This window comes from Micromonospora sp. GCM10011542 (assembly GCF_042650685.1).
In the GTDB taxonomy this organism is placed as follows: Bacteria; Actinomycetota; Actinomycetes; order Mycobacteriales; family Micromonosporaceae; genus Micromonospora.
The window spans coordinates 1-25,582 of sequence record NZ_JBHSBO010000020.1 but is presented as its reverse complement, the minus strand read 5'-3'; the positions used below and the strand labels follow the sequence as shown (position 1 = coordinate 25,582).

The window sequence follows — 25,582 nt, the reverse complement described above, 5'->3', positions numbered from 1 at the left end:
TGGTCACCACGGGTCGTGACCCTTGGAGATCATGCGGTGGCCGTGAGCCTTGGCGCTGTGTGGGTGCCGGACCGGCAGGCCCGGTGCGGCATCAGGTCCCCACCGACTCCTTCAGCCACCCCCGCTCCGCCGCCAGCAGCGCGATCTGGAACCGGGTCCGGGCGCCGAGCAGGGAACCCGCATCGCTGACATGTTTCTGCACGGTACGGCGGCTCACCTTGAGGACGCGGGCGATCGCCTCGTCCTTCATCCCGGTTGCCATCATGTGCAGGATCTCGCGTGTTCGCCGGTCCGGCCCCACGGTCGTCAGACTGCCCTTCGGGGCCGGACCGTCGTGCCAGCTCGTCAGCGACACCGGGTCGGCGCGCTCCCACACGCTCTCGAACAGCGCCACCAGCGCCACCACCAGCGCGGGCGAGTGCACCACCATTGAACCCGCCGTCGGGCGGTCCCCGCGTACCGGCAGCAGAGCCGCCGCCCGGTCGAACACCACCAACTTCACCGGCAGCCGTGACGCCAGCCGCAGTTCCCCGCCCTGACCCGTACCGCGCAGCGCCGTCTTGAGGGACACCGCGTCGGTAAAGCCCTCCGTCTCGTACACCGACCGCATGCGCACCCCGGGCGCCACTCCCGATTCCCCGACGGACGCCTGCGTGGCCGTCACATACGGCGGCTTGGCCAGATGCAGTACCTCGACCGAACTCCCCTTCAGCAGCTGACCGTAGCGCGCTGGCACCTCATCCTCGCGCTCCAGCAGTTCCACCAGGTGCGCAGCGCGCGGCCCGGACACCGCCTCATACATCTCGTGCAGCCGCTCCACGAGGCCCTCCACGTGGGCCAGTTCGGCCCGCCGCCGCGCCAGCAGGGCGCTGAGTGACGACCGCGGGGGGCCGGCCGCCCATCGCGGCGCCGTGCCGTCGATCTGCAGCACCAGTCCGGAGTCCGCAAGGTGCCGCAGTGCTCGTTCCGCCTCCGCCGGGGACACCTCGACCGCCGTCGCCACCTCGCTGACGCCCGCCGACGGCACGGCCACCAGGTGCTCCAACACCCGCCCGGCCAGTGGATCCAGACCGGTTACCGCCCACGGGCTGCCCGCAGTTCCGTCCATACGTTCCGATACTCCTGTGGTCTGAGCATGTTCCGCTTCGACCGGACACCATCGATGTGGTGGCCAGACCGCCGGGGCGGCCTCGTAGTCGGCGGGACTGCGGTGGCCCAGGCTGCTGTGCAGCCGTGCAAGTTGTACCAGCCGTGATGGCAACCGAGGACGCCCGTATCCGCCCATGTCCGTCGAGCCGGCCGGCGCATCGTGGAGCTGGAGGAGCGTCGTACCGCTACGGATGGATGCCGAAGGGGCCGAGGAGTCCGCCGTCGATCCGGTGGGACTCCAGCAGTGCGAAGGCGTTGTCCACGGTGAAGACATCGACGGCGGCCAGCGTTCCCGTGTACTTGGCGACGACCGGCTCGGCGGCCTGACGGGCGACGGCGTCAAGGTAGGTCTTGAAGATCGCCCAAGAGTTGCCGCTCGGCCCGTACTTCTGGAAGTAGGGCGTGGGGTCCACCGTCGCCGAGGCGTTCCGGACCGCTGCGTCGAGATCGGCCATGTACTGCTTCTGGATGTCGCCGTCTGCACGGACGCCCAAGCGCCCGAGGTGGCCGCCGACCAAGGTCTGCCACGGGTACTCCAGCACCACGTCGTGCGCCTTCACCCACGCGGGGATGTCCTGGGAGACGGCGAGGCTCTTGAACGGTACCCAGCCCGGGAAGACCACGTCCACGACCATGAGGGTCCGCTGCGCGGGAGCGTAGATGAAGATGTTGTCGGGCGAGTGGTTCGGGCCGTGGTAGGCGAGCTCCAGCCGCTCACCGCCCACCTTCAGCACGTACCGGTGGTCGAACGTCTCCGTCGGCACCGGCCTGTTGGGGTCCCGATCGAGGAGGAGCAGTCGGCGGGTCTCCGTATGCCCGATGCGTACCACGTTCTTGCCGAAGATGCCCGAAGCGCCGATGTGGTCGGCGTGCGAGTGGGAGTAGATCAGGTGCGTGACCTTGTTGGGCATGCCGTTGGCCCGGGTGACGTCGTCGATGGCCCGCAGCAGGTTGTGCCCGATCGTGGGCGGTGCGTCGACGAGCACGACGCCTTCTGTCGTCGTCAGGAACATCGCCTGGTAATAGGAGTCGGTCACCCAGTAGAGGTTTCCGCGGATCTGGCCCACGTAGTACCCGGCGGCGTTCAGCGCCGGCCCGACCGAGGCCGCGGGCACCGGCGCGTACTCCGGCAGCGTGTCGGCCGCACTCGCGCTACCGGAGAACGCCAGACCTCCACCGAGCAGCCCCGTCACCACCGGCACGGCACCAACCACCGCCCCTTTCAGCAGAGTTCGGCGCCTCGTGGACTGGGGGTGTTCGCGCTCGATCGTCATGACACGTCCTTTCACAGCCAGGGGGCCGCCACGCGCGAGGTCGCCGCAGCTCTCAGATCCCCCCAACCGTTGAGGAGGATACGAACCTGCGGGGCCGGCTTGCATAAGTCGTTTGACGCAGTTGTGAAGCCTGGTCGGCATGACGTGCGTCACTCGACGTCGGTCAACCCGGCGGCATCGCCGGTGATGGTGTGGGGCGGGCCGGGGCGTACCCTCAGGGTATGGGGGGTCACACTCCGTGCCGCGGAGAGAACGGGCCGGGCGGCGACCGACGTAGCCTGCTAGAAGTGCGACGGATCATGTGGGGACGGGAGCCCGAGCTCGCTGTCCTCCGTCAGTTCGTGACGGGCCTGCCAGACCACGGTGGTGTGCTCGTCGTTCGCGGCGGGGCGGGAATCGGCAAGTCCGCACTGCTGACCGGGATCGGGGAGGAAGCGACCGGCCGCGGGATCGAGACGTTGACGCTGGAAGGCGTGCAGGCAGAGTGGCGCCTGCCGTTCGCCGCCGCGCACACGCTGCTGGGAATGCTCGGTGTCGGCCAGCCGCCGGCCGTGGGAGCGAACCTTGGCCACTACCAGTTCCAGCTCTCACTGGTGCTGCTCGACGCGCTGACCACACGCTCCGCGCACAGACCGCTGCTGATCCTCGTGGACGACGCTCAGTGGCTGGACACCCCGAGCTGGGAAGCCCTCGCGTTCGTCGGCCGACGCCTGGCCACCGACCCGGTCGCGCTGATCCTGGCAATGCGCGACGGCCCGGAGACCGAGGTCCGGCTGGCCCAGATGTCCGTGGCGGAACTACAGGTGGAGCCGTTGTCGGAGGAGCACTCGCTGGCCCTGCTGGACGAGTCGGCTCCGCATCTGGAACCCCGGCTGCGCGCACGGATCCTCGCCGAGGCGGCCGGCAACCCGCTCGCCCTTGGCGAACTGGCCGCGGCCGTCACGCGCGCTGGCGAAACCGGGCTGCCGCCCTCCTCGTTGCCGCTGACCACCCGCCTGGAACGGACCTTCGGCTCGTCGATCGCCGAGATGCCGGTCCCGACCCGCGCGCTGCTGCTGGTCGCCGCGCTCGACGACGGCGACCGGCTCGGCGAAATCATGGCCGCCGCGACCCTGGTGGCTGGCGTTCCACTGACCGTCGAGGACGTGGAACCGGCCATCGCCGCCCGCCTGGTGGACGTCAACGACAGCTTCCAGATCCGGTTCCGCCACCCACTGGTGCGCTCCGCGATCCGGCAGGAGGCGACCTTCACCCAGCGGCAGCAGGCGCATACCGCGCTCGCCCGGGTGACCAGCGACCCGGAACGCGCGGTCCGGCACCGCGCGGCGGCCACCGTCGGCATCGACGAACGGGTCGCCGACGAGGTGGACCAGCTCGCCGCCCGGCTGGGTCAGCGCGGCGCGGCCGGTGCCGCAGCGCCGCTGTGGGCCCGGGCCGCCCAGCTGACCGGCGACGTCCGTCGGCGCGCGAGCCTGTTGCTGCGGGCCTTGGAGATGACGCTGGAGGTCGCGGACCACGAGGGTGCGGCCCAGCTCCTGCGGGCAATCGTCCCCGGGGATCTGTCGGTCGAGGACCAGATGGTCCTGCATCTGCTCCGGGAGGTCGCCGACGGCGGTTGGTCGGGTTCCGCCCGGCTGCCGACCCATATCGCCGCCGCCGAAGGGTTGCACCGGTCCGGTCACCCCGACTGCGCGCTGGACGTCCTGTTCCGCGTCGCGCTGCGCGGGTACTTCTCCAACCTCGACCAGGAGCTGCGGGACGAGTGGCTCGCCCTGCTCGACCGCCTCGACCTGCCCGCGCTGACCCCGCGGCTGGTCGCCACGCTCGGCGTGATCGCGCCGGTCGAAAGGGGCGCCGTGGTCGTCGAGCGGTTGGCTGCCCTGCTGGAGCGGCCGGACCTGTCCGGGATCGATCTGACCGAGCTCGCGGCAGGTGCGACCGCGGTCGGTGCGCTCGGGGCGGCCACCCGACTGGCCGCCGAGGCGGTTGCACTGAACCGCCAGCAGGGGAACCTCATCTCGCTCACCTGGGCACTGACCTACCAGGCATGGAACGCTGTCGCGCTCGGCGACGCCTCTCTCGCTCGCGCGGCGGCGGCCGAGGCCGACGCGCTTGCGGCCGAGACCGGCCAGCGCAACTACCGGGTGCCCAACATGCTCCACCACGGGCACGCGGAGGCGCTGCGCGGTAACAGCGACACCGCGCGCGCCATGGCCGACGAGTGTGAGCGGGCGCTGTTGTCGAATGGCGCGCACAGCATGCTCGCCCTGGTGCGGGTCATCCGAGGCGTCGCTGCGCTGGCTGACGGAAGGTACACCGAAGCCCACGACGAGTTGGACGCCATCTTCGATCCGTCCTCGGCGTCCTACCACCCGTATGTCCGGTTCTCCGTCATCGCCCACCTCGCCGAGGCGGGTGCGCATTGCGACCGGCACGAGCAGGTGGCGGCCAGGATCCGCGAGCTGGAGCCGATCGACGCGGCCGGCCCGTCGCCACTGCTGCGGGTGACCCTGCGCTGCGCGCGGGCCCTGCTGACGCCGGACGACCAGTCCGAGGCGACGCTGCGGGCGACCCTCGGGACCGATTTCACCGCATGGCCGTTCGAACGAGCCCGCCTCCAGCTCGCCTACGGCACCCGGCTCCGGCGGCGCCAGCCGGCCGCCGCCCGGCCGATGCTGCGCGCCGCCGCCGACACCTTCGACGCGCTCGGCGCCCGCCCCTGGGCCGACCGTGCCCAGCGGGAACTGCGGGCATCGGGCGAGACCCGGCGCCGGCCCGCCGACGGGATCGACCAGCTCACCCCGCAGGAGCTGCAGGTCTCCCGACTGGTGGCGCAGGGTCTGAGCAACCGGGAGATCGCCAGCCGGCTCTTCCTGTCCCCACGGACTGTCAGCACCCACCTGTACCGGATCTACCCCAAGCTCGGCGTCTCCTCGCGCTCCGCCCTCGCCGCCATCATGGCGGGCGTCATCTGACGCAGGCTGTCGAGGGGTGACAGGCCTGCAGCGCGGTGCGTTCCGTGACGTCGAGCTGCTTGACGACGGCGGCGACGCGCTGCGTGGACCTTTCGTGGGCGCGAACCCACTGATCGTCGCGGTCGCGGCTCGCGGGGTGGGCTTGGTTGGGTCAGGAGCGGCGGTTGCGCAGCGGCGCGGGGTGGGTGGACCAGAGCAGGCGGCGCCACCAGGGGCGGGCGGCGCGTAACGTGCCCGTGTAGGCGCTGGCGAGCGCGGCGGCGTGGTCCGCCTGGGTGGGCGTGGTGGCGCCGGGCGCGAAGGCCACCTGGTTGAGCAGGTCCGCCAGTTCGCCGACACCGTCGCCGAGGTCGTCCGGCGTGGACCGGTCAGCGGCCGGTCCAGGCCCGGTGCGGGCGCGGGCGTCGGCGAGGGCCTGCCGGGCGTGCCGGGCCACCTCGGTGGCCGCCAGATCACCGCCGACCGGCCGCCCGGCCAGCCGCAGCGCGTCGGTGACCTCCCGCCAGGCGCCGGCGATGCGCTGACCGGGGTCGCCCCGCTCCAACCGGGCACGGGTGAGTGACCGGCGCATCGCCAGCAGGGTCAGCAGCAGCGCCCCCACCAGTAGCAGCAGCCCACCGCTGCCCCCGGCCACCAGCACCGGGGTCGGTACGCCGTCGGCGTCGGCCGGACCGGCGGGCGCGGCCACCGGCTCCGGCGACGCGGTCGGCTCCACGGTCGGTTCCGGCGCCTCCGACGGCGGCGGGTCGTCCGGCGTGGGACGGAAGTCCTCCTCCACCGGCCTTGGCTCGTTGTCGGGGCGGGGCAGCGGGTCGAACGACACCCAACCCAGGCCGTCGAAGAGCACCTCCGGCCATGCGTACGCGTCGCCGGCCCGCACCGGACCCTGCCCGGTGGACTCGAAGCCCACCACCACCCGGGTCGGCAGCCCGGAGAGCCGGCCGAGCACCGCGAACGCCGCGGCGAACTGCTCCGAGGTGCCACGCTGCCCACCGGCGTTGCGCGGTCCGAAGAGGAAGAACCCGAGATTCGGGTACGCGTGGCCGCTCGGCGCGTCCGCCACCACCCGGTAGTGCTCGGCCAGGAACTGCTCGATCGCCGTGGCCCGCGCGTACGGGGCGCCGTTCTTCTCGGCGAGTTGCGCGGCGAGCCGGCGCAGCGGGTCGGGTGCCCCGTCGGCCACCCGCAGCACCCGGGCCACCTCGTCGCCGGCCGGCACGTTGGCGGTGGCCAGCAGGTTGCTGTCCGGGCGTTCCCGGGCCGACGTCACCGTGTACCGCAGCCCCGGGGTCAGTCCCTCCGGCCGGATCAGCGTCCCGGTCGCCGGGTCGTACGCCACCCGGGCGCCACTGACCTCCCGGGGCGTGGCCACCGCGGGCAGCAGCCGACCACTGAGGTCGGCCACGGTGATCTGCTGCCGGATCGTCTCCACCGCGCTGTTCGGCGCGGGCGCGGAGGCCGGCAGGATCCGTCCGGCGTTGCGGTACGTCGCGCCGACGCGCCAGGTCACCCCGTCGTAGTCGCTGAGCACGGCCAGCCGGATCCGCAGGCTCCCACCGCTGCCATCCGCCGCCCCGGGACTGCCGGACCCGTCCGGCCCGTCGCCGGTACCGCCGTCCGGCTCGGTGCCGGTACGGCCGTCCGGCCCGGCGCTTCCGCCGCGCTGCCCGTTCGGGCCGGTGCTGGCGGCCGGTGCGTCCGGCGGGGCGCCGCCGCGGACGGTGGTCACGTCGAGCAGCTTCTGCTCCGGGTGCAGCGCCCAGCCGGAGATGCGGATCAGCGGGTTCTCGTCCAGCGTCTGGACCTGCGGCGGCTCCACGTACCGGCGGGGGTCCACCGGCCGGCCGTCGACCTGGCCGGCGATCACCGGGCCGAGCAGGGCGACCAGCCCGACCACCAGGGCCACCCCGACGGCGGCGGTGGCGGCGAGGCGGATCCGCACCGCGGCGCGTACCCGTGGGGCCAGGCCGCTCATCGGATCGCCGCCGGCGGGCGGCGGCCAGGTGGGCGCCGCCAGGCCGACCGCCGCGACCGCGACGAACGCCAGCGTGGCCGCGATCGCCGGCTCCGCGTTCGGGCCGACCACGTAGAGGGCGGCGGCGTAGAGCCCCGCCGCCGGCAGGTAGCCCAGCAGGACCCGGCCGGCCCGCAGCGCCACCTCCGCGCCGGCCAGCCCGGCCAGCCACGCGGCGACCACCGGCACGAGCACCGTGTCCGGCGTCGGCTCGACCGGGATCATCGCGGTGAGCAGCCGCGGGATGCCGTTGCGCGCGGCGTCCGCGGTGATCTCCAGCAGGCCACCGGGCAGCTCGGCGCGGGTCGCGGCGAGCCGTAGCGACCACAGGGTCCAGCCGGCCATCGCCGCCACCGACACCGGGGCGACCAGCCAGGAGGGCAGCCGCCGGGCGGCCACGCTGACCAGCACGGACCCGACCGCGGCGCCGAGGACCAGCCGGGTCAGCAGCCCACCGGCGTACACCCGGCCGAGCACCACCCCGGCGAGCCCGGTGAGCGCGATCAGCGTCAGCGGGACGACCACCGCCCGCAGCACCCGCCCCACCAGCCCGCCGCCGGTGCGCCCCACCGCCCCACCGCCCGCGCCCGGACCGCCCGGACCGCCGGAACCGTCCGGGCCGCTCAATCTCGGGGGGCTGACCTGCGCGGTCGCGCCGGCTACTCCGGGCGACCCCGGGCTCGCTCCGGTCACCATCGGCGTACCCCGTCCCACTCCGCGGCGAACTGCGCGCCGTCGGTCGCGTCGATGACCACCAGGCCCGCCGCGCCCGCCGGCGTCGGCTCCGGCGCGCCAAATACCCCGACCACCACCGACTGGTACGCGCCACGCAGCGCGCCGACGTGCCCCAGCTCGGCCCGGCCACCGGGCCCGGTCAGGAAGATCAACGTGTCGCCGAGACGCTCCTGCCGCAGCCGGGTGGTGGCCGCGCGCAGCGCCTCGTCGTCGGCCGACAACTCGGCCGCCGCCAGTCGGTCCAGTGGCCCGCCGCCGGACCCACCCACCGGGTCGCCGCCGCCCAGGCTCGTCGCCGCGCCGCCGGCCCGCGACCCACGGCCCGGCACGTCGGAGGACGCGGCGGTGTCGACGGGTTCCGGGGCGACCAGCAGCAGGAGCACCGGCAGGTCGTCGCGGTGCGCGGCGGTGACGATCGACGCCGCCGCCTCGCAGCCGGACTCGAAGGACTCCGCCGTCCCGGCCACCCGCCCGGGGTGGGCGGCGGACCGGTTGTCCAGCAGCACCACGATCCGGGGCAGGCTGGTGTCGACGTTCTCCCGCACCATCAGCTCGCCCACCCGCGCGCTGGTCCGCCAGTGCACCCGGCGCAGCTCGTCACCGACCACGTACTCCCGCAACGAGTCGAAGGTGATCGAACCGTGCGGCACCCCGTCCACCCGGCCGTCGAGGCTTCGCCCCGCACCGGTGGGGACGGCCGACATCGGGTGGATGCGCGGATGCACCCAGACCGGAACGGTGTCGCCGTACGGGCGGGCCAGCGCCACCAGCCCCAGCGGGTCCCGCCGGGTGACCCGCAGCGGCCCGACCGGCACCACCCCGCGACGGTAGGTCGGCACGTCGTAGCGAAGCTCGGTGTCCCGCCCGGGCCGCAGACGCAGCAGCGGCACCGGCACCGCCCGGTCACCGCACCGATCCTCGGCGAGCAGGTTCGCCGAGCGCAGCCGGCCGGTGTTGCGCACGGTCAGCGTCATGCTGGCCGCCTCGCCGCGGGCCACCCGGTCCGGGTCGGCCCGGCGGCTGACGGTCAGTCGGGGCCGCCAGGCGGCGGTGAGCGCGGCGTAGCAGACGGCGGCGCCGGCCGCTGCGCCGAGCAGGGTCAGCTCGGGGTACGCGAACCGGAAACCCACGCCGAGCAGCACGACGGCGGCGACGAGCAGCCCGATTCCCCGGGCGGTGATCCCCACGCCGGTGCTGCCGGTCAGCCCTGCACCGGGGCCGGTTGGCCCGACGGCAGGGGTACCGGCACCGAGGCGATGGCCTGGCGCAGCACCTCCGGGGCGGTCACGCCGCGCACCTGGGCGTCGGGGGTGAGCAGCAGCCGGTGCGCGAACACCGGCTCGGCCAGCGCCTTCAGGTCCTCCGGCATGATCCACCCCCGGCCGTCGGTCAGCGCATACGCGCACGCCGCCCGGGTCAGCGCGATCACGCCCCGGGGGCTGACCCCGACCCGTACCTGCGGGTGGGTCCGGGTCGCGGCGGCCAGCCGGACCGCGTACGCGTAGAGCGGCTCGGCGATGTGCACCCGGCGGGCCATCCGCACCATCTCCCCGACGGTGGCGGTGTCGGTGACCGGGGCGAGCGCCTCGGGGGAGCGAACCGTCGCCCCGCGCAGCACCTCCACCTCGACCGCCTCGTCGGGGTAGCCGACGGAGAGCTTGACCAGGAAGCGGTCCAGCTGCGCCTCGGGCAGCCGGTAGGTGCCGTCCATCTCCACCGGGTTCTGGGTGGCCACCACCAGGAACGGCGCCGGCACCGGGTGCCGCACCCCGTCGACGGTGACGGTGCGCTCCTCCATCACCTCCAGCAGCGCCGACTGGGTCTTCGGCGACGCCCGGTTGATCTCGTCGGCGATGACGATGTTGGCGAACACCGGCCCCGGGTGGAACTCGAACTCGCGGGTCGCCTGGTTGAAGATGGTCACCCCGGACACATCGGACGGCAGCAGGTCGGGGGTGAACTGGATCCGCCGCCACTGCCCTTTGACGGTGGCGGCGATGGCCCGGGCCAACGTGGTCTTGCCGACCCCGGGCACGTCCTCCAACAGCACGTGACCCTGCGCGAAGAGCGCGGTCAGCGCCAGCCGGACCACCTGCGGCTTGCCGAGCACCACCGCGTTGACGTTCTCGGCCAGCCGGGCGGCCATGGCGGCGAAGCCCTGCACCTCCGGCTGGGTGAGCGGCTCGTGGGTGTTCACGGTCGGCGGTGCTCCTTGCCTGACGCGGTTCAGCAGGTGGGCAGGACGTTGATGTTGTCGCCGCCCTCCAGGTTGAGCCAGGCCCAGGGAATGTAGTTCTTCCCCTCGAACTCGACCTGCACCCACCAGGTGCTGCGCTTGTCCTTGTTGTAGATGTAGGCGTAGACCTCTTCGCCCGACTTCTTGCAGTACGCCTTCAGCCGCCTGCCGGGTTTGGCCCAGCCCACCTGCTTGTCGTTGTCCTGTCGGGTCACCGAGAAGACCTCGTTGCCGTTGCGGCCGGACACGTCCCTGTCGCAGTAGGTCGCCTCCGGGCCGGAGGCGCCGTTGTTGCAGGTGGCGATGCCGTACAGCGCGTCGGTCGCCTGCGCCCGGGTGGCGGTGCCCTTGCCGGCGGCGTTGCTCGCGGTCACCGTGAACGTGTACTTCGTGCCCGGCGTCAGGCCCGGCACCGTGATGCTGGAGCACGGCCCGGCCTTCGCCGGCTCGCCCGGCGTGCTCACCGAACAGGTGGCCTGACCGCCGCCGGCGTCCACGGTGAACGTGACCGTCGCCGACGTGGCGGTCGCCGACGAGCCGGTCACCGTGACCCGCGGCTCGGCGACCGTGCGGGCGGTGGCGGTCGCCTCCGGGCCCGGGCCGGCCTCGTTGACCGCCTTGACCTTCACCGTGACGTTCTGGCCGTTGCCCAGCCCGGTGACGGTGGTGCGGGTTTCGGTCACTTCGCTGCTGCGCCCACCCACGTCCACCAGGTACTTGGTCACGGGCCGTCCGTTCGCCTCGGCCGGCGACCACTGCACCGTCACCGCACCGGGCTGGTTGGCGACCGTGCTGGCCCGCAGGTCCACCGGACGCCCGGGCGCCGCGTAGGGCACCACGGTGTTGCTGACCGGGGAGGCCGCCGAGCCGGCACCCCTGTCGTTGACCGCCACCACGGTGAACGCGTACTGCGTGCCGAACTCCAGCTCGCCGGCCGGCACCACCAGCTCGGTCTTCGTCGACTCGCCCGCCGGGGCGTTCGTCCCCGCCGAGCTGGCCGTCACGGCGTACTTCGCGATGGTGTTGCCCTGCCCGTTGGCGGCCGGCCACTTCACCAGCACCGTGCCGTCGGGTCGTTCCTGCGCGGTGACGCTGGCCGGCGGGTCGGGCACCGCGGCGGTCGGGGTCACCGGGTTGCTGGTGCGTGCCGGACCGTCGCCCTTGGCGTTGACGGCGTGCACCGAGAACCGGTAGGTCTCGCCGTTGGTCAGGCCTTTGACCTCCACCGCGCGCTGGTTGGCGCCCACCTCCAGGCGCTGACCGGCGCCCTCCACCACGTATTTCATGATCTCGGCGCCGTTCGGGGACGCCGGTCGCCAGCTCACCCGGGCCTGCGCGTTGCCGGCGGCGGCGGTGACGCTGCGCGGCGCGCTGGGCTTGCCCACCCGGGGCTTCTTCGGCGGGGGCGGCGGCGGGGGAGCAGGCGGTGGGTCGCCGCCGAGCACGTCGTTGGCGTACTTGTCGACCTCGCGCACCTGGTGCTTGTCGTCCACCACCCGCGCGGTCGCCGCGTCGGGCGAGTTGATGAACAGGTGGTTCTCCCGGACCTCCAGCTCCAGCGGCCCGTTCGCCCTGCCGCGGATGGTGTCGACCAGTTGACCACCGGCGTCGAAGGAGTAGATGGTGCCCGTCGCCTCGTCGGCGCAGTAGAACCGGTCCGCCCAGGCCACCGCCGGGCTGAGCCGGTCGCCGTCGCCCGGCACGGTGAACGTCCGCTCCTCGCCGGCGGCACCCACCACCAGCACCCGTCGCTCGCCGGGAACCGTCACCGGCACCCGCGGCCCGCTGGTGCGAGCCGGCAGCGCGCCCGGGCCGGTCAGCCTCAGCGGCGTGGTGAGGACCTGGCCCCGCTGCACCCGCACCAACGTCCCGGCGGTGCGGTCGAGTACGGCCACCCCGTCGTCCAGACTGGAGACGACCAGCTCGTGGCTGGCCTCGGCGACGTCGTACGTCTCGACCCGCTCGGGGCTGAGCCCACCACCGGCGGGAGCGGCCGACGCCGGCGCGGACGGCAGCCGCGCTGCGGTCACCGCCGAGACGGTGCCCTCGCTGGGCACCGCGATCCAGAGCCGACCCTCGCCGTCGAAGGTGCCCCCGGTGATGCCCGGCGGGTAGCGGACCGGCTCGCCGACCGGGGCCAACGAGCGGGGGTCGAGCTGCCGCACGATGCCCTGCACGGCGTCCACGACGAACGCGGCGTCCTCGTGCAGGGCGACACTCACACCGAGACCGGGGGTGGTCCGGGTGGTCGCGGTGAGCTGGAGGGTGGCCAGGTCGAGCGAGCTGACCTGCCCGGTCTGCAGGTCCCGCAGGATGAGAAGACGGTCGGTCTGGGTTACCTGCATCGGGTGCCGGCGGGCGCCGGGAACCTCGGTGCGGGTGTCGACCCGCGCGGTGACGCCGTTGACCCGGGCCAGCTCGCTGCGCGCCGCGCTCCACAACCAGGAACTCGCGTCGTAGTTGGCCACCGCGTTGTCCGCGGCGCCCAGGCCGAGGACGGTCAGGCCCATCGCGGCCAGCAGCGCGGTAACCGTGCCGACCGTCACCAGCCCGCCGCGCCACCGGGAGCGGGAACGGGGAGTGCCAGTCCCCACGGCGTCGTCGATGCTGGCCACAGCCGGCTGCCTCCCCTGAGTCGTGGCAGGTGGCACGCCTGGCGGCGACCCCTCCCCTGAGCCGGGTGCCATCATATGGCCCGCCCAGTGGCGGGGAAACCCGCACGGTCACCCCTGTGGATACCGAGCGTGTGCGTTGTGGACGCCCAGGTCAGCTCGGCGGCGTGGCCCGTTCCCGCTCGGTGCAGACCTGCCCCGAGGTGGCGAAACTGTCGGTGGAGTACACCGCCAGCACCGTGAAGCAGTAGTCCACACGCGAGTTCAATCCATTCACCGTGTGGCTGGTCCGGCCCGGGTCCACCGTGGCGATCACCCCGAGCGCCTGACCGGCCCGACCACCGGCGACCATGAACGGCACCGCCCCTCCGGTCGGATCGGTCCAGGTCAGCGTGATCGTGGCCGCGTCGTCCCGCAGCCTCAGGTCACCCGGCGGAGGTCCCGCCGCAGTCACCGGGGCCGACGGCACGGCGAGGGTCGACGCCGGGGCCGGCGGCGGCGAATCGTCGCGGTTCAGCACCACCACGCCCAGCCCCGCCACCGCGACCACCGCCACCCCGGCCGCCGCGACCGCGCCGAGCACCGCCGCCCGGTTCCGACCCGCCGACCGTGACTCAGCCGCCTCCCCGTACGGCGGTGCCGACGCCTGCGGGTGCGCCTCCTGGCCCGGATACACCTGGGCCGGGTACGGCTGGTACGACTGCCGACCGGGGTACGGATCCGGCGCGGCCGGCATCGCAGCGACCGGCGGGTACACCACCGGCACACCGACCCCCGGGCCGTACGGGTCCGACCCGGCGGGCCCATTCGGCTGTCGGCCGACCTTACCCTCCCCGGTCGACGCCGGGTACGCGTCGGCCCGAGGTGGTCCGGCCGGCGCCGGGTCGGCACCAGGCCGCCAGGTGGGCGGCACCGCCGGCTCGACCGGGGCCGGTGCCGCGTTGTCGGCCGGCTGTCGAGGACCCGGAACCGGCCCGGCGTGGTTCGCGCGAGCCGGATCCGCGGCCGGCTCGCGAACCGGCGGGAACGTCGTCGTGGCCTGATCCGGCTGGGCCGAGCCGACGTCCGGCTGCGCGCCGAGCGGCAACCGGCCGGCGGGACCGGGCGGCACCGGGCCGCTGCCCTGCCCGCCCACGGCTGGAAGCGGCGCCGGCGTGGCGTCGACGACGTCGAGCCCGGCGTTCCGGTCGGGTCGGGGGCCGACCTGCGGCGGGCTCGCCGGTTCGTCGCCAGCGGCCTGGTCCGCGACCGGTAGCGGCCGCGGCGGCGCCGTTCTGCTCCACGGCGGAGCCGTCAACCCCCACGGGGGTACGGGCGGAGCGCTGATCGGCGGCGGAATGACCGGCGGCGCGCTGACCGGCAGCGGTGGGCCGGGCGGACCGCTGACCGGCGGGAAGGTGCCCGGTGGACCGCTCACCGGGTACCAGGAATGCCCGGGCGGCGCGCTCACCGGCGGCGGAACGACCGGCGGCCCGGAGACGGGTGGTCCGTAGCCCGGTGGTCCGGAGACGGGCTGGGTGTGGCCGGGGGGCGCTGAGATCGGCTGTTGGTAGCCGGGCGGGCCGGAGACGGGTTGGAGGTGGCTGGGTGGTCCGGAGACTGGCTCGGGGTGGCCGGGCCGCACCGGAACGGACCCGGGGTAGCCCGGTGGAGCGGACACGGGGTGGACAGGACCCGGCGGGGCGCTGACAGGCTGGGGCGGGCCGCCGACCGGGTGCGCCGGACCGCTCGCGGTGTCCGTCACCGACGGACCGCCCGGCGTCGCCGGACCGGTCCGGCCCGCCGTGCTGGCCCTGGATCGAGCCGCCTCCTCGGCCAGCAGAGGTTCGATCTGCTGCACCTGAATGGTGGGGTCGTCCCATCGCGGAGCCGACGTCTGCGGTGCGGGAGCGCGCTGCGGAGCAGGCGGAACCGGGGGCGCGTCAGCGGCCGACTGGAACGGGCCCCCGGGCTCGGCGTCCGTGCGCTGACGCGGCGGCCCGGCCGGGCCCGCCGGAGGTCGGGTCAGGTCCGCCGGCTGACCGCCGCTCCGCCGACGAGGCGGTACGGGCGGCCCGGGCAGCGGTCGCGCCACCGGTGCCGCCGGCGGCACCGACTGAGCCTGCGCCGTCCGCGCACCGGGGGAGAGGCCGGGCGCCGTCGAGGCGTCCACGGCAGGCGGCGGCGGCGCGGCGGGTGGGCGTACCTCGGGAGGGGGTGGCACGGGTGCGGCCGGCGCCTGCGGAGCCCACGGCGACGCCGCCGGGGGTGACCCGTCCGACGACGGCCGCATCGCGGCCAGGGTCGACAGGGAAAGCGTCGGCCCGGACAGCGCTGACTGCACGGCCGGTGCCGCATCCCTCGGGCCGGACCCGGCGGTGCGCGTGTCTCGACCCGAGGGGGTGCCGTGCTGCGCTTCCGGCCCGTCCGCGCCGGAAGCGGCGTAGCCGAGGTAGCGGCGTGCGGCGCGTACCGCCGGGTGTTGCGCGCCGAGCGCGGCGGGCCCGGTGGTGGCGACGCGGGTGTAGTTGCGGCGGGCCTCGTGCCGGTTGCCCAGCTCCTCGGCCACCTCGGCGAGCTCGAAGGCGATGGCGAGCATTACCGGGTTGGCGTGCTCCCAGCGCCGCTCACCCGCGGTGAAAGCCTCCTCGAGCACCCGCCGGGCGGCGAGTGGATCGTCCGCCTCGCGGTGCAGGCGGGCGAGCAGGTGTGCGGTGTGCAGCACCTCCGGATGATCCGCGCCGTAGGGAGGGCGGGCGGATCCGACGGCCTCCGTGAGCAGCTGCCGGGCGGCGGTGAGGTCGCCCGCGGTACGCAGGGCGAGGGCCCGGTGCTGGACGGCTGCCAGGGGAGAGGGATGGGGCACGTGGCAATGCTGCCGTCCGATGGCCGTTGGCCGCTACCCAGACACACCCGCTGTCGGAGCCACCCGGGTGCTCCGGAGCCGGCCTGAGCAGGGGCTCTGCCGTCTTCGCGGCGGCGCCGGAAGGCGATGTGCATGATCCACCAGCGGCGTGTACAGTAACTCCCCGTGCGGCCCGCCGGGCCGGCCAACGGGTGGAAAGATCACCCAGGTCGGCGAGGTAGGCTGAACGAGTAGGTCCGGGTGGCGGAATGGCAGACGCGCTAGCTTGAGGTGCTAGTGCCCGTATAGGGCGTGGGGGTTCAAGTCCCCCCTCGGACACCAAATTGCAGCATCCATGCTGTGTTTCGCGTACTGGTGGTCAAGCACGCTTGACCACGCAAATCTCATCTCAGCGACGCCCTCGACCGAGCCTGTCTCGATCGGGGGCGGTTGTCGTGGTTGATCGTTCTGTGGCTCCCGTCATCCCTCCCGTGAGGCTGTCGGATCGGGAGCAGAGCCCGCATCGGCCACGTGGTGGAGCCACTCGCCGCCCGCCATTGCCCCTGCCGGTGCTACCGACGCCACGCGCCGGCAGGATGGTGTACGGCCTGGCTGCTCTCGACAACAGTGGCCGGATCGCCGACCGCGCGATCATTCGGGCCCTCGGATGGGGGCCGGGCACGCGGCTTCACATCCGCGAGGGCTCCGGAGTCATCGTCGTGCGGCTGGACCGGCAGGGCGTCTTCACTGTCACGGGACAAGGCCATCTCCACCTACCGGCGCCTGCCCGGCACTGGTGCGGGCTCACCGCCGGCGACCGCGTGTTCCTGTCCGCCAACCCCGTCGACGGCCTGCTCGTGGTGTATCCACCTGCCGCCCTCGACGCGATGGTCGTGGCGGTTCACGCAGACCTGCTGCGCGGTGGTGAGGCATGAGTGACACCATCGTCGGCCGAGCGGAGCTGGACGCCGCGCGGTTGTTGCTGGCGCGGATGGGGATCTCGCCGGCCGATCTCGTCGACGCGGCGTCGGACCGTCCACCAGCGCCGACGTTCGCCGAGTACGTGCCGGTCGTCTCGGCGGCGGTTAGCGACGGTACGCGACGAGCGTACGGCTCGTATTGGAAGCGAGTCCTGGAGCACTGGGGGCAGCGGCGGCTCGACGAGCCGACACCGTCGGAGATCGAGCAGCTCGCCGAGTACACCAAGACGCACGTCATGGCCCGGCGTAACGCGCGGGGCGGACGAAGTGCGGCGGAGCATCTGATCGCCGCACTGCGGTGCCTGTACAAGCGGGCCGTGGCCGACGGGTACGTCGCCGCGGCGGACAACCCCGCACTCAAGGTGGCCAAGCCGCGGCGCCTCCCGAGCACCAGGCGAGCGGTGGCCGACAGCAGGTTGGCGGAGATCAACGCCGCCGCCGCCAGCACGGGCGACGACCCGGCGCTGGACAGCCTGCTGCTGCGGCTGCACACCGAGACGGCGTGCCGCCGGGGCGGTGCGCTGGCCCTGCGGCCGGTCGACCTGGACCCGGACCAGTGCCTGATCCTGCTGCGGGAGAAGGGCGACACGGTGCGGTGGCAGCCGGTGTCACCGACGCTGATGAGGCATCTTCAGCAGCATGCCGAGGAACGCCAGGCGGCGGGAACGGGGCAGCTGCTGCGTTACCGCAACGGGCAGCCGATCACGTACCGGCGCTACGACCATCTGTGAATGCGCATCGGTGAGCACCTGCCGTGGGTGTACGTCCAGCAGATCAGCACCCACTGGCTGCGGCACACGACGCTGACGTGGGTCGAGCGGAACTTCGGCTACGCCGTCGCGCGTGCGTACGCCGGGCATACAGACAGCGGTAGCGATGCCGGCACCACCACAACGTACGTCCGGGCCAGTCTGCAGGAGGTCGCCGCCGCGCTAGCGGCTTTGACCAACGAGCCTCATCCCCTGGCCTGAGCCAGTACCGACTGGCGGGTGGGCCTGGGCTGTGACGTTCAGGCCCACCAGCGGGAGCTACTTCGTAGCAGTGCTGAAATCTTGCAGGGTGGTCTGGTGCTTCCTGCCCGCTGGGCTGGCGGCGCAGCTGCTCCAGGGGCTGCTGTGCCGACTGGCGGCCATCCGGATCTGCGGCCCATCGGGCATCCCGGCCGACGGTGAGCCGACACGCCCAGTGGCGACGAGGCCGAGTTGCGCGACGCCGCTGGCGAGCCGATGGAAACCTGGTCTGGACGGGCCGGGAGGGCTAGAGCTGGACGGTGTGCTGACCGATGCTCGGACCGGCTGACCACACGGCCCTGTGTCGTACCCCAGCCGTACGCTTCGTGCCCATGGATCCCGTGTCGTCGGAGCGGAAGCCGTGGGCCGAGCGTTCACAAACCATCGGCGCACTGCCGGGCAAGCGCGACAACCTCCTCGCCGCTCTCCGCGTCGTCCTTGAAAGCCTTCCCGCCGGTCCCGGTACGCAGGTCAGCCTCGTGCGGGCGAACGGAGCGAGCGTCGACGCAGATCTCGATGAGGTCTGCAAGCGCCAGCTGTCCGCCATGGGCCTGGTGTCGCGACGTGGGGACGGCGTCTGGGTGCCCGCGGCGGCCGCCTCGTCATGGCTGGCTGACGAATCCTCCCGGTCGCTCGCGGTCTATCTGCAGGGCCGGGTGAAATTCTTCGGCGAGCTGCTCCAAGCGCTGCCGGAGACCCATGCGCGGGCTGATCTGCTCGAAAAGGCGAAATCTTTCGGCCTGTTCTGGACCAGCCCCGATCAAATTCATCGGCGGATTACCTGGCTCACCGCCCTCGGGCTGGTCGAGCGCTGGGGAAACAGATACGTGCTGACCACCTCCGGCGAAGCGTTCCTCGGCGAGGCCATCCTGACGCCTCCCGACGAAGCTGCGAAGACTCCGCCCTTCACCCGGCTCGACGAGGCCGAGCTGCCGGAGCCAGCCGACTGGGTCGCCCGGCGGATCCGCGAACTGACTCCCTTGGCCCTGCGAGGGCGCAAGTCGCTTATCGGATATATCCCGCGCGGACGCAACGCTCGGGGCCGCGACGAAGCGGGCGCCGGCCAGTCGCTCATCGAGTCGGTCAAGGCAGTGTGCGACATCCTCGGCGGCGGTGCCACCGCCGAGGAGTTCTTCGAACGCTGCAACGCCAGGCTCGGGATGAAGAAGAGCTCGTTCAGCTCTACGCTGCACAGCTTCCGGCATCTCGGTGCCATCGACCTCGTCGCGTTCCAACGCTACGGCGTCTCCGCCGAGTTCTCCGGCCTCCTCGAGCTGGGCAACGAGATCGATCTGGTCCGCTACCTGCACACCCGCTACGCGTTCGTCGCCGAGATGCTCGGCCACGCCGACGCCGCGACGCCGGTTGGTGAGCTGGTCCGCATCGCCAAGGAGCAGTACGGACAACCCCTGTCCGACGCCGAGGTGCGGACCCGACTGGGTTTCCTAAGTGACGCGGGCCTAGTCGAGCGGATCGACTGGATGCGATACCGCACCACCGAGTTGGGTCGCTTGCTGGCCGCTGAGCTGCCACTGTTGGAGCCGCTCGGCGAACGCGCCGACGGAGCCCCCGACGAGGAAGCCGTCAACGCCGACGACCCGCCCGCCACCGCGGAGACGCTCGCGGGTCAACTACGCGCATGCGCCTACCGCAGCGACGCGAGCGAGGAGTTCGAGGCAGCCGTGGCGACCGCGTTCCGCTTCCTCGGGTTCCGCGCGGAGCATCTCGGCGGCAGCGGCCGGACGGACGTGCTGTTGACAGCCGAGCTCGCCGCAGCCGAGCGGTACCAAGCCATCGTCGAGGTGAAGTCCTCGGCCGCCGGGATGGTCGCGGAAAACAGCATCAAGTTTGACGCGCTCAAGGACCACCAGCGTAAGCACCTCGCCGACTACGGGTTGGTCGTCGGTCCCGGCTTCGGCGGCCGCATCCGAGACTGGGCAGTCAACAACGGCTTCACGCTGCTGACCGTCGACGACCTCGCAGCCCTGCTCAGTCGGCACCAGATCAGTCCACTCACCCTAACCGAACTCCGCGTGCTGTTCGAGCGGACCGGTGACGACCTCACCGACATCGAGGAGCAGTACAACGGCGCCGAACGATCGAGCGATCTCATTACCTGTCTGATGGAGCTGTTGTACAAGGAGGCCAACGACGAGGAACCGCTCAAGGGCGGCGCGATCAGCCGGGAGAACATCTCGTACGCCCTCAGGTCGATGAACCCCCGACCCACAAAAGCCGCGATCGACGAGTGCCTCCAGCTGCTGACGCACGACCTCGTCCGCGGCGCCGTCCAGGACGGGCCGCATTACCGTTTGGCGGACGCCCCGTCCAATGTCATGCGCCGGCTTGCCGGTCTCGGCATGGCCCTGGGCCGGTTGCAGCGCATCTGACGCGAGCCCCCGCGCTGGACAGGTGATCAGTCATTAGCTCGATAAGGCACACGAGCGCGACGAGCGATCCCTCCGTCGAGCGAACGGGTCTACCCTCGTTCATGTGGGCAAGCGCCTGAAGACGCGCCAGCCTCACGTATCTCTGATTCCGTGCCCGGCTCACTCATTTGCCGCCGAGCGGGTTCAGACGTGTGCTCGTATGCAGCACGGGTGTACCGTCGCGCCGTGCAAGCGGCTACCGACCCTGATCTCGGCTCGATGAGAGTCCGGCAACTGCTCGGGCTCTACTCTCGGATCCTCACTGAGCTGATCCAGCGTGGCGTTGTTAGGTCGCGCAACGCCCCTGCTGGTGACCTGGCCGAGTCCGTCGTTGCAATAGCCTACGGAGGCCGCCTTGCGCCACAGTCGGAGAAGAGCTGGGACGTTCGTGCGGCAGACGGCACTCTGCTACAGGTGAAGTGCCGCGTCATCGAGCCCGGCAGCCGGCGTACGCACGTCTACTCGCCATTTCGGAGCTGGAGCTTCCACGCCTGCGTCTTTGTCATACTGAACAGCGTCACCTACGACATCGAGCAGGCGGTCGAGGTTCCTGACGACCACGTTAGGGCGATGCGCAAGCGAGCCCGTGGGTCGCGGGCCACCGGATCACAGTGGGTCAGATCCGTGCTGGCCTTGATGGAGCAGTCGACGTGACTAACCGGCTTCGAGAAGCCTATGCGGCGATGGACGGACTGGAGCAAGCTTAGGCTGTCTGACCTCTGCCAGCGCGTGCGCTGGTCTGCCGCTGTTCGGGTGTAGTGCGGGCGTGCCCGTATTCTTGGCGGCAGGGCCACCTGAATTTGACTGGTGCGCTGCGAGCCACGCCGACGGTGGTGGCAAGCAGCGTGCGCGAGACGGACAGCGCGACTACTCGTGGAGACCCGCAGCTCCAAACCTCTATCGGGCGTCCATGCAAGCCGGCACCGCTGGCCCTGACATGAGAGCTGAACGCGGCGTGCTGCATCGGACCGAACCCGCACTGCTGAAGCAAGATATGGCCATTGCTTATCGATCTGCGACCGGGCGCGGTCGCAGATTGGCAATGAAGGCGAGGCCGCGCCCACCGCGTCGGCCGTGTCGGCGTACGGTTGAGCGTGGCCAGGTAGTTACGGATGAACGAGGCCAGCCTCCTCCCCACCCAAGACTCAGCCCGGCGCGCATCGTCGGCGTGAAGGCAGCCGGACTACCCCTACTACCGCGCCGCTTCCGCTCCTCGCCGCTGCGCGGCTGCGGTGCGGGTCGGCTTGGTCCCGAACCACTACCGCCGCGCTCGCCGAGAACCGCATCGACGCCGGCAAGTCGCTTGAGCGCCAGCTTGGCCTCCCCAGGCCACGACGGCAGACCTCGCCCCAACTGATCCATGTCGAAGTCTTCCTAATGTCCCGATGGGCGTGGGCCGGTTCGGCGGACTGGGCGCGCTCCTTCGTACGCGACTGGGCATGCGAAACCCGTACGCCGACAGCCCGGCCGGCGCTGGTAGCCCCGGATGCTCGCGCCATCGGCAACACCCAGGGTGCACAGTGGCGGCGATGAACAGCAATCAGCCGGCACGGCCCAGCAAGGTACGACACCGTGCCCATCGTCGGCCGGCCCGCCCGCACGCGGTGTTGCTCCGGCTATCCGATGAGGAGAAGGCCGCGATCGAGGATGCGGCTGCGGCCGCACAGCTGACTCCAACGGGCTACGCGGCGAAGGCGGCCGTCGCCGCCGCGTCCGCCGGCCAGGTGCCCAATGGCGTGAATGGTGACCTGCGCGACCTGCAACACGAGCTGTTCGCCGCCCGTCGGGCGGTAGCGATGTTCGGCAACAACGTCAATCAGGCCGCGGCGACGTTCAACGCCACCGGCCAGCTGCCCGACTGGGCTGCTGACGCCGTCCGGCTGTGTGCGGGCGCCGTGGCCCGGCTCGACGAGGTGATCTCTCTGGTTGACAGGAAGCTGCGGTGATTACCCGGGTGCACCGGCGCGGCTCGCGGGTCGGCGGGCTGCTGCGCTACCTCTGGGGCCCGGGCAAGGCGGAGGAACATGTGAGCCCCCGCCTGGTGGCAGCCTGGGACGGCGCGGGTCCTCTGATCGACTTGGAGCCGAAGGTCACCGCCGGCGGCAAGCGGGACTTGCGCGCGCTGACGGCATTGCTGGAGCAACCGGTCCGCGCGGGTGACCGGCCGCCGAGCAAGTTCGTCTGGCACGCCAGCATGCGGCTCGCGCCGAGGACCGGCGCCGCACTATCAGCGACTCGACCTGGGCGAGCATGGCGGAGCAGATGCTCTCCGAGGTCGGCGTTGCCACCGCCGCCACCGATCTGGGACTGCGGTGGATCGCCATGCGACATGCCGACGATCACGTGCACATCGTCGCCACGCTGGTGCGGGAGGACGGCCGCACCAACTGGATGCGCAACGACTATCCGCGCTGCGTCAAGGCCACCTACAACGTCGCCCGCCGCTATGACCTGCACCGCCGGGTCCCGCCGGCTGACCGTACCGCTCACCGCCGTGCCCACCCGGTCGAGGTCAGCAAGGCCCGTCGTACCGGCCGCCCCCAAACGCCACGGGACGAGCTACGCCGTCGCGTACGTAGGGCAGTGGCTGCAGCCGGCTCGGAGGAGGAGTTCTTCGTCGGGCTACGTGAGGCAGGGGTGCTAGTCCGACTTCGACGCAGCAGCACCGACGCCCAGATGATTACCGGGTACGCGGTTGCCCTTCCCGGCGCCGGCACCGCCAGCGGACGGCCCGTGTACTTCGGCGGGGGCCGGTTGGCGCCCGACATGACCTTGCCCAAGCTGCGGCTGCGCTGGGAAATTTCGGTACCGCCGCCGGCGACACCGACGGTCGGCCGCAGCGAGCGTGTCGAGGCGATGCGTCAAGCCGCCAAGGTGGCCACTGCGGCCGCCGACGACATCCGCCGTGCCGCCCGTACCGAGCCTGAACGGGCGCAGGCCACCGCGGTCGCCGCGGCGGACCTGCTCACCAGCCTGGCGTACGTGATGGAGGGTGACCGGCGCGGGCCGCTGCACCGGGCAGCCGAGGTTTTCGACCGGGCGGCCCGGGATCTGTACCGGCGGGTCCCTCGGTCCACCAGCCGCTGCCAGGAGATGCGCGCCATGTCGCGGCTGGTGGCGCTGATGGGCCGCCTCTCCGGCGACGACGACACCATCGCCGCGCTCGCGCTGGTGATGGACCTGGCCCGCCTGGCCGACACTCTCGAGCAGCTGCGGAAGGCCCAGCAGCGGCTCCACCAGGCCGAGGCCGCCCGAGCCGCCGCCGATGCCCTGCGAATGGTAGCGGGTGGCCGGCAACCGACGGTAACGCTACCGCTAACTGCCACGCCCAGACCCGAACCGACAGTGGGAGGCGGCCGACGCGCTGGACGTGGCCGCTGAGCAGGCGAGGAGGTGCACGTGCCGCACCCGCAGCAACACGAGGACCCGATGGCCGAGACCCGCCAGCAGTTCCTGCAAGGGCTGGCCACCATGGCAACCGTCGGCGAAGCTGGCGCCCGCTGGGCAGCCGTCGGCATCCAGAAGAAGGCAGCGGATCGCGAACGCCAGGCCCAACGCGACCAGGCCGCCGCGGCAGCCCGCCGTGAGGCCGACCGACTGGCCGCCAAGGTGCGCGTGGACCGCGAGCGAATGGCAGCGGCGCTCGACGGCGGCTGGGTGGTCAACAAGGCCACCTTTGCCGAGGCCGCCGCCGTCTGGCGGACCGCGACGATCCACGCCAGCACCGACCCTGTGGCCCGGCGGGCAGCAGAGTTCGCCGAGCAAAGGCTACGCCAGTTCCGCCCGGACCTGATGGCCGCCTACGCACGCCACAGGCAAGCCGGCAGCGCGATCCCTGAAGCCATGCGCGCCGCCGCCCGGGAGGTGTGGGAGAACGACGCCCGCTCGGGCTACCGCCAGCACGGCGCTCGCGCCCACCGAGGTACGCCCGGCCGGGCGGGGATCACGCCTGAAGGGCCCGCCGCCCTGCTATCGGGCGGCCACGGGCAGGTCGACGACTTCGACGCCGCTGTCCGGCAGGAGGCCATGACGCTGGCGGAACACGTACGGCCCGAAACTCTCGACGAGCTACAGCGCCAGTGGCGTGCCACTGGCAAACTCCCCGCCGGTGAACCCGTGCAGCTCCTTCGCGACCTCGCGACGGAGATGAGCCAGGCCATCAGGACCGGCGACACGGACGGACGGCCCGTCGAAGGGATCCGCGTCGCGCACAGTCACGTGGAGGAAGCCCTTGCCCGCGTCATACAAGGCAGAGCTGCCGCTGAGCGCGGTGAGGGAGTCCGGAACGGCGGGACGCTGGACAATCCGCGTACGTCGGCCGAGGCACACGCGATCGGGCAGACGGCGAGCGTGGTGCACGACGACAACGCTGACCACAACACCGTCACCGCCTCAGTCCACCACGCTGAGGTGGTCGCGGCACCCGCCTGGACGCAGGCCTTCCCGAAGCTTCGCGTGCCCAAGGTCGACGCGGCCGTCGCCGCCAAGCGACCCGCAGCGGCCACCACAGTGCAGATGCGCGGCAGAGCGCGATGACCGCCGCCACGTCTCATCAGGTCCCCAACGACGCGGCAACCCAACTCGGCGAGCTTGCCGCTGAGTTGGCAAGACTGACGAAGCAGGTTGCCGACCTCCAGCAGGCTCAAGCCGAACGCGGCCACGCTGGTAACGGCGGCGACCAGCCGCCGCTGTACTCGACGGTCGAGGAGTGGCTGGGCATGTACCTGCTGCCGACCTTCCCGCGCGCGGTCGGTGAGGTCGGCATGACTCGCTGGCACTGGTGCGAGCAGTGGTGGCGCCACGACGAAGCGGTCACCCGGCTGACCGCCCTCTGGTACGGCTGGGAACAGGCCCGCCTGCAGATGACCGGCATGCTGCCCTGGCTGCGAGAGCTCGACCACCAGCTGCCCATCCTGTACGGCGACGACGGGCCGTTCCGCAACTGCGCTGCGAGCGGCGACCTTGGCGTGGCGCGACACTGCTCATCACCCGAAGTGGCGGCCGAGCCCGCGCCCGAGAACTGGTGGAGCTGGTGGGACTGACATCGCATCGGAGACTGTTGCCCGGCGGGGCGAAGAAGTTCCTGTCCGCGCTACAGGCCCGCGCGTTGATCGCCACGGTCAAACCCCGCGACATCGTGGGCAAGACCAAACGCCGCCTCGCCGTCGAGCTGATCAGTGAACTCGAGGGGATCGACAAGAAGATCAAGGCGGCGGAGAAGGACCTCAAGGAGCTGGTGGCCGCCTGCGGCTCTACCCTGATGGAGCTGCACGGCATCGGCCCCTCAGAGAGTGTTGGGTAACTGGAGGGCTACTTCTGGTTGAGTTCGTCGTCGAGGCGTCGG

General features: G+C 72.2%; 18 protein-coding genes and 1 tRNA gene. 12 read left to right on the top strand and 7 right to left on the bottom strand.

Annotated elements, in window-relative coordinates; genetic code table 11:
* Positions 1-91: 91 nt before the first annotated feature.
* Both ACFOW4_RS06215 and ACFOW4_RS06210 read right to left on the bottom strand, forming a co-directional pair.
* A complete protein-coding gene (locus ACFOW4_RS06215; RefSeq protein WP_377525312.1) occupies positions 92-1,033 on the bottom strand; it encodes a LuxR C-terminal-related transcriptional regulator in 942 nt (313 codons plus the stop codon).
* A gap of 301 nt (positions 1,034-1,334) precedes the next feature.
* The gene (locus ACFOW4_RS06210; protein WP_377525311.1) at positions 1,335-2,423 is read right to left on the bottom strand and encodes an MBL fold metallo-hydrolase; all 1,089 of its coding nucleotides are present in this window, start codon (positions 2,421-2,423) and stop codon (positions 1,335-1,337) included.
* Positions 2,424-2,644: 221 nt separating this feature from the next.
* On the opposite strand from ACFOW4_RS06210, the gene ACFOW4_RS06205 reads away from it, so the two are divergent.
* Positions 2,645-5,398 (top strand): LuxR C-terminal-related transcriptional regulator, encoded by a 2,754-nt coding sequence (locus ACFOW4_RS06205; RefSeq protein WP_377525309.1) that lies wholly within the window; start codon positions 2,645-2,647, stop codon positions 5,396-5,398.
* Positions 5,399-5,549: 151 nt separating this feature from the next.
* Here the strand turns inward: ACFOW4_RS06205 and ACFOW4_RS06200 are convergent, their stop codons facing one another.
* The 5 genes from ACFOW4_RS06200 to ACFOW4_RS06180 all read right to left on the bottom strand — a co-directional run bounded on the left by ACFOW4_RS06200 (position 5,550) and on the right by ACFOW4_RS06180 (position 15,840).
* Positions 5,550-8,039 (bottom strand): transglutaminaseTgpA domain-containing protein, encoded by a 2,490-nt coding sequence (locus ACFOW4_RS06200; protein ID WP_377525308.1) that lies wholly within the window; start codon positions 8,037-8,039, stop codon positions 5,550-5,552.
* A gap of 62 nt (positions 8,040-8,101) precedes the next feature.
* Positions 8,102-9,334, bottom strand: coding sequence for a DUF58 domain-containing protein (locus ACFOW4_RS06195; RefSeq protein ID WP_377525306.1), 1,233 nt, complete (start codon positions 9,332-9,334; stop codon positions 8,102-8,104).
* 14 nt (positions 9,335-9,348) lie between these two features.
* Positions 9,349-10,344, bottom strand: coding sequence for an AAA family ATPase (locus ACFOW4_RS06190; protein ID WP_377525304.1), 996 nt, complete (start codon positions 10,342-10,344; stop codon positions 9,349-9,351).
* Positions 10,345-10,373: 29 nt separating this feature from the next.
* Positions 10,374-12,998, bottom strand: a complete 2,625-nt coding sequence (locus tag ACFOW4_RS06185) for a fibronectin type III domain-containing protein (protein ID WP_377525302.1) — start codon at positions 12,996-12,998, stop codon at positions 10,374-10,376.
* A gap of 151 nt (positions 12,999-13,149) precedes the next feature.
* A complete protein-coding gene (locus tag ACFOW4_RS06180) occupies positions 13,150-15,840 on the bottom strand; it encodes a tetratricopeptide repeat protein (protein WP_377525301.1) in 2,691 nt (896 codons plus the stop codon).
* A gap of 234 nt (positions 15,841-16,074) precedes the next feature.
* Between ACFOW4_RS06180 and ACFOW4_RS06175 the strand changes: the two genes are divergently transcribed.
* From ACFOW4_RS06175 to ACFOW4_RS06125, 11 genes are all read left to right on the top strand, one after another.
* A tRNA-Leu gene (locus tag ACFOW4_RS06175) sits at positions 16,075-16,161 on the top strand.
* A 254-nt stretch (positions 16,162-16,415) separates the two neighbouring features.
* Positions 16,416-16,754, top strand: a complete 339-nt coding sequence (locus ACFOW4_RS06170) for an AbrB/MazE/SpoVT family DNA-binding domain-containing protein (RefSeq protein WP_377525299.1) — start codon at positions 16,416-16,418, stop codon at positions 16,752-16,754.
* Positions 16,751-17,530, top strand: a complete 780-nt coding sequence (locus ACFOW4_RS06165; protein ID WP_377525297.1) for a tyrosine-type recombinase/integrase — start codon at positions 16,751-16,753, stop codon at positions 17,528-17,530. The genes ACFOW4_RS06170 and ACFOW4_RS06165 overlap by 4 nt, the downstream gene beginning before the upstream one ends.
* Positions 17,531-17,770: a hypothetical protein gene (locus ACFOW4_RS06160; RefSeq protein WP_377525295.1), complete on the top strand. Its 240-nt coding sequence runs from the start codon at positions 17,531-17,533 to the stop codon at positions 17,768-17,770.
* 371 nt (positions 17,771-18,141) lie between these two features.
* Positions 18,142-20,199 carry a hypothetical protein gene (locus ACFOW4_RS06155; protein WP_377525294.1) on the top strand — a complete coding sequence of 686 codons (2,058 nt, stop codon included), beginning with the start codon at positions 18,142-18,144 and terminating at the stop codon, positions 20,197-20,199.
* Positions 20,200-20,424: 225 nt separating this feature from the next.
* A complete protein-coding gene (locus tag ACFOW4_RS06150; RefSeq protein WP_377525292.1) occupies positions 20,425-20,892 on the top strand; it encodes a hypothetical protein in 468 nt (155 codons plus the stop codon).
* 866 nt (positions 20,893-21,758) lie between these two features.
* Positions 21,759-22,184, top strand: a complete 426-nt coding sequence (locus tag ACFOW4_RS06145) for a hypothetical protein (RefSeq protein WP_377525291.1) — start codon at positions 21,759-21,761, stop codon at positions 22,182-22,184.
* A gap of 304 nt (positions 22,185-22,488) precedes the next feature.
* On the top strand, positions 22,489-23,619 hold the full coding sequence (locus ACFOW4_RS06140) for a relaxase (protein WP_377525289.1): 1,131 nt from the start codon (positions 22,489-22,491) through the stop codon (positions 23,617-23,619).
* 18 nt (positions 23,620-23,637) lie between these two features.
* Positions 23,638-24,774, top strand: a complete 1,137-nt coding sequence (locus tag ACFOW4_RS06135; RefSeq protein WP_377525288.1) for a hypothetical protein — start codon at positions 23,638-23,640, stop codon at positions 24,772-24,774.
* Positions 24,771-25,280, top strand: coding sequence for a DUF4913 domain-containing protein (locus ACFOW4_RS06130; RefSeq protein ID WP_377525286.1), 510 nt, complete (start codon positions 24,771-24,773; stop codon positions 25,278-25,280). The genes ACFOW4_RS06135 and ACFOW4_RS06130 overlap by 4 nt, the downstream gene beginning before the upstream one ends.
* Positions 25,262-25,540 (top strand): hypothetical protein, encoded by a 279-nt coding sequence (locus tag ACFOW4_RS06125; protein ID WP_377525285.1) that lies wholly within the window; start codon positions 25,262-25,264, stop codon positions 25,538-25,540. The genes ACFOW4_RS06130 and ACFOW4_RS06125 overlap by 19 nt, the downstream gene beginning before the upstream one ends.
* Positions 25,541-25,582 lie beyond the last annotated feature (42 nt).

What these genes read in the sequence shown, in the direction of transcription:
- ACFOW4_RS06210 (WP_377525311.1), bottom strand. Translation starts at nt 2,423, where the DNA reads ATGACGATCGAGCGCGAACACCCCCAGTCCACGAGGCGCCGAACTCTG.
- ACFOW4_RS06205 (WP_377525309.1), top strand. Translation starts at nt 2,645, where the DNA reads ATGGGGGGTCACACTCCGTGCCGCGGAGAGAACGGGCCGGGCGGCGAC.
- ACFOW4_RS06170 (WP_377525299.1), top strand. Translation starts at nt 16,416, where the DNA reads ATGGTGTACGGCCTGGCTGCTCTCGACAACAGTGGCCGGATCGCCGAC.
- ACFOW4_RS06165 (WP_377525297.1), top strand. Translation starts at nt 16,751, where the DNA reads ATGAGTGACACCATCGTCGGCCGAGCGGAGCTGGACGCCGCGCGGTTG.
- ACFOW4_RS06160 (WP_377525295.1), top strand. Translation starts at nt 17,531, where the DNA reads ATGCGCATCGGTGAGCACCTGCCGTGGGTGTACGTCCAGCAGATCAGC.
- ACFOW4_RS06155 (WP_377525294.1), top strand. Translation starts at nt 18,142, where the DNA reads ATGGATCCCGTGTCGTCGGAGCGGAAGCCGTGGGCCGAGCGTTCACAA.
- ACFOW4_RS06140 (WP_377525289.1), top strand. Translation starts at nt 22,489, where the DNA reads ATGGCGGAGCAGATGCTCTCCGAGGTCGGCGTTGCCACCGCCGCCACC.
- ACFOW4_RS06130 (WP_377525286.1), top strand. Translation starts at nt 24,771, where the DNA reads ATGACCGCCGCCACGTCTCATCAGGTCCCCAACGACGCGGCAACCCAA.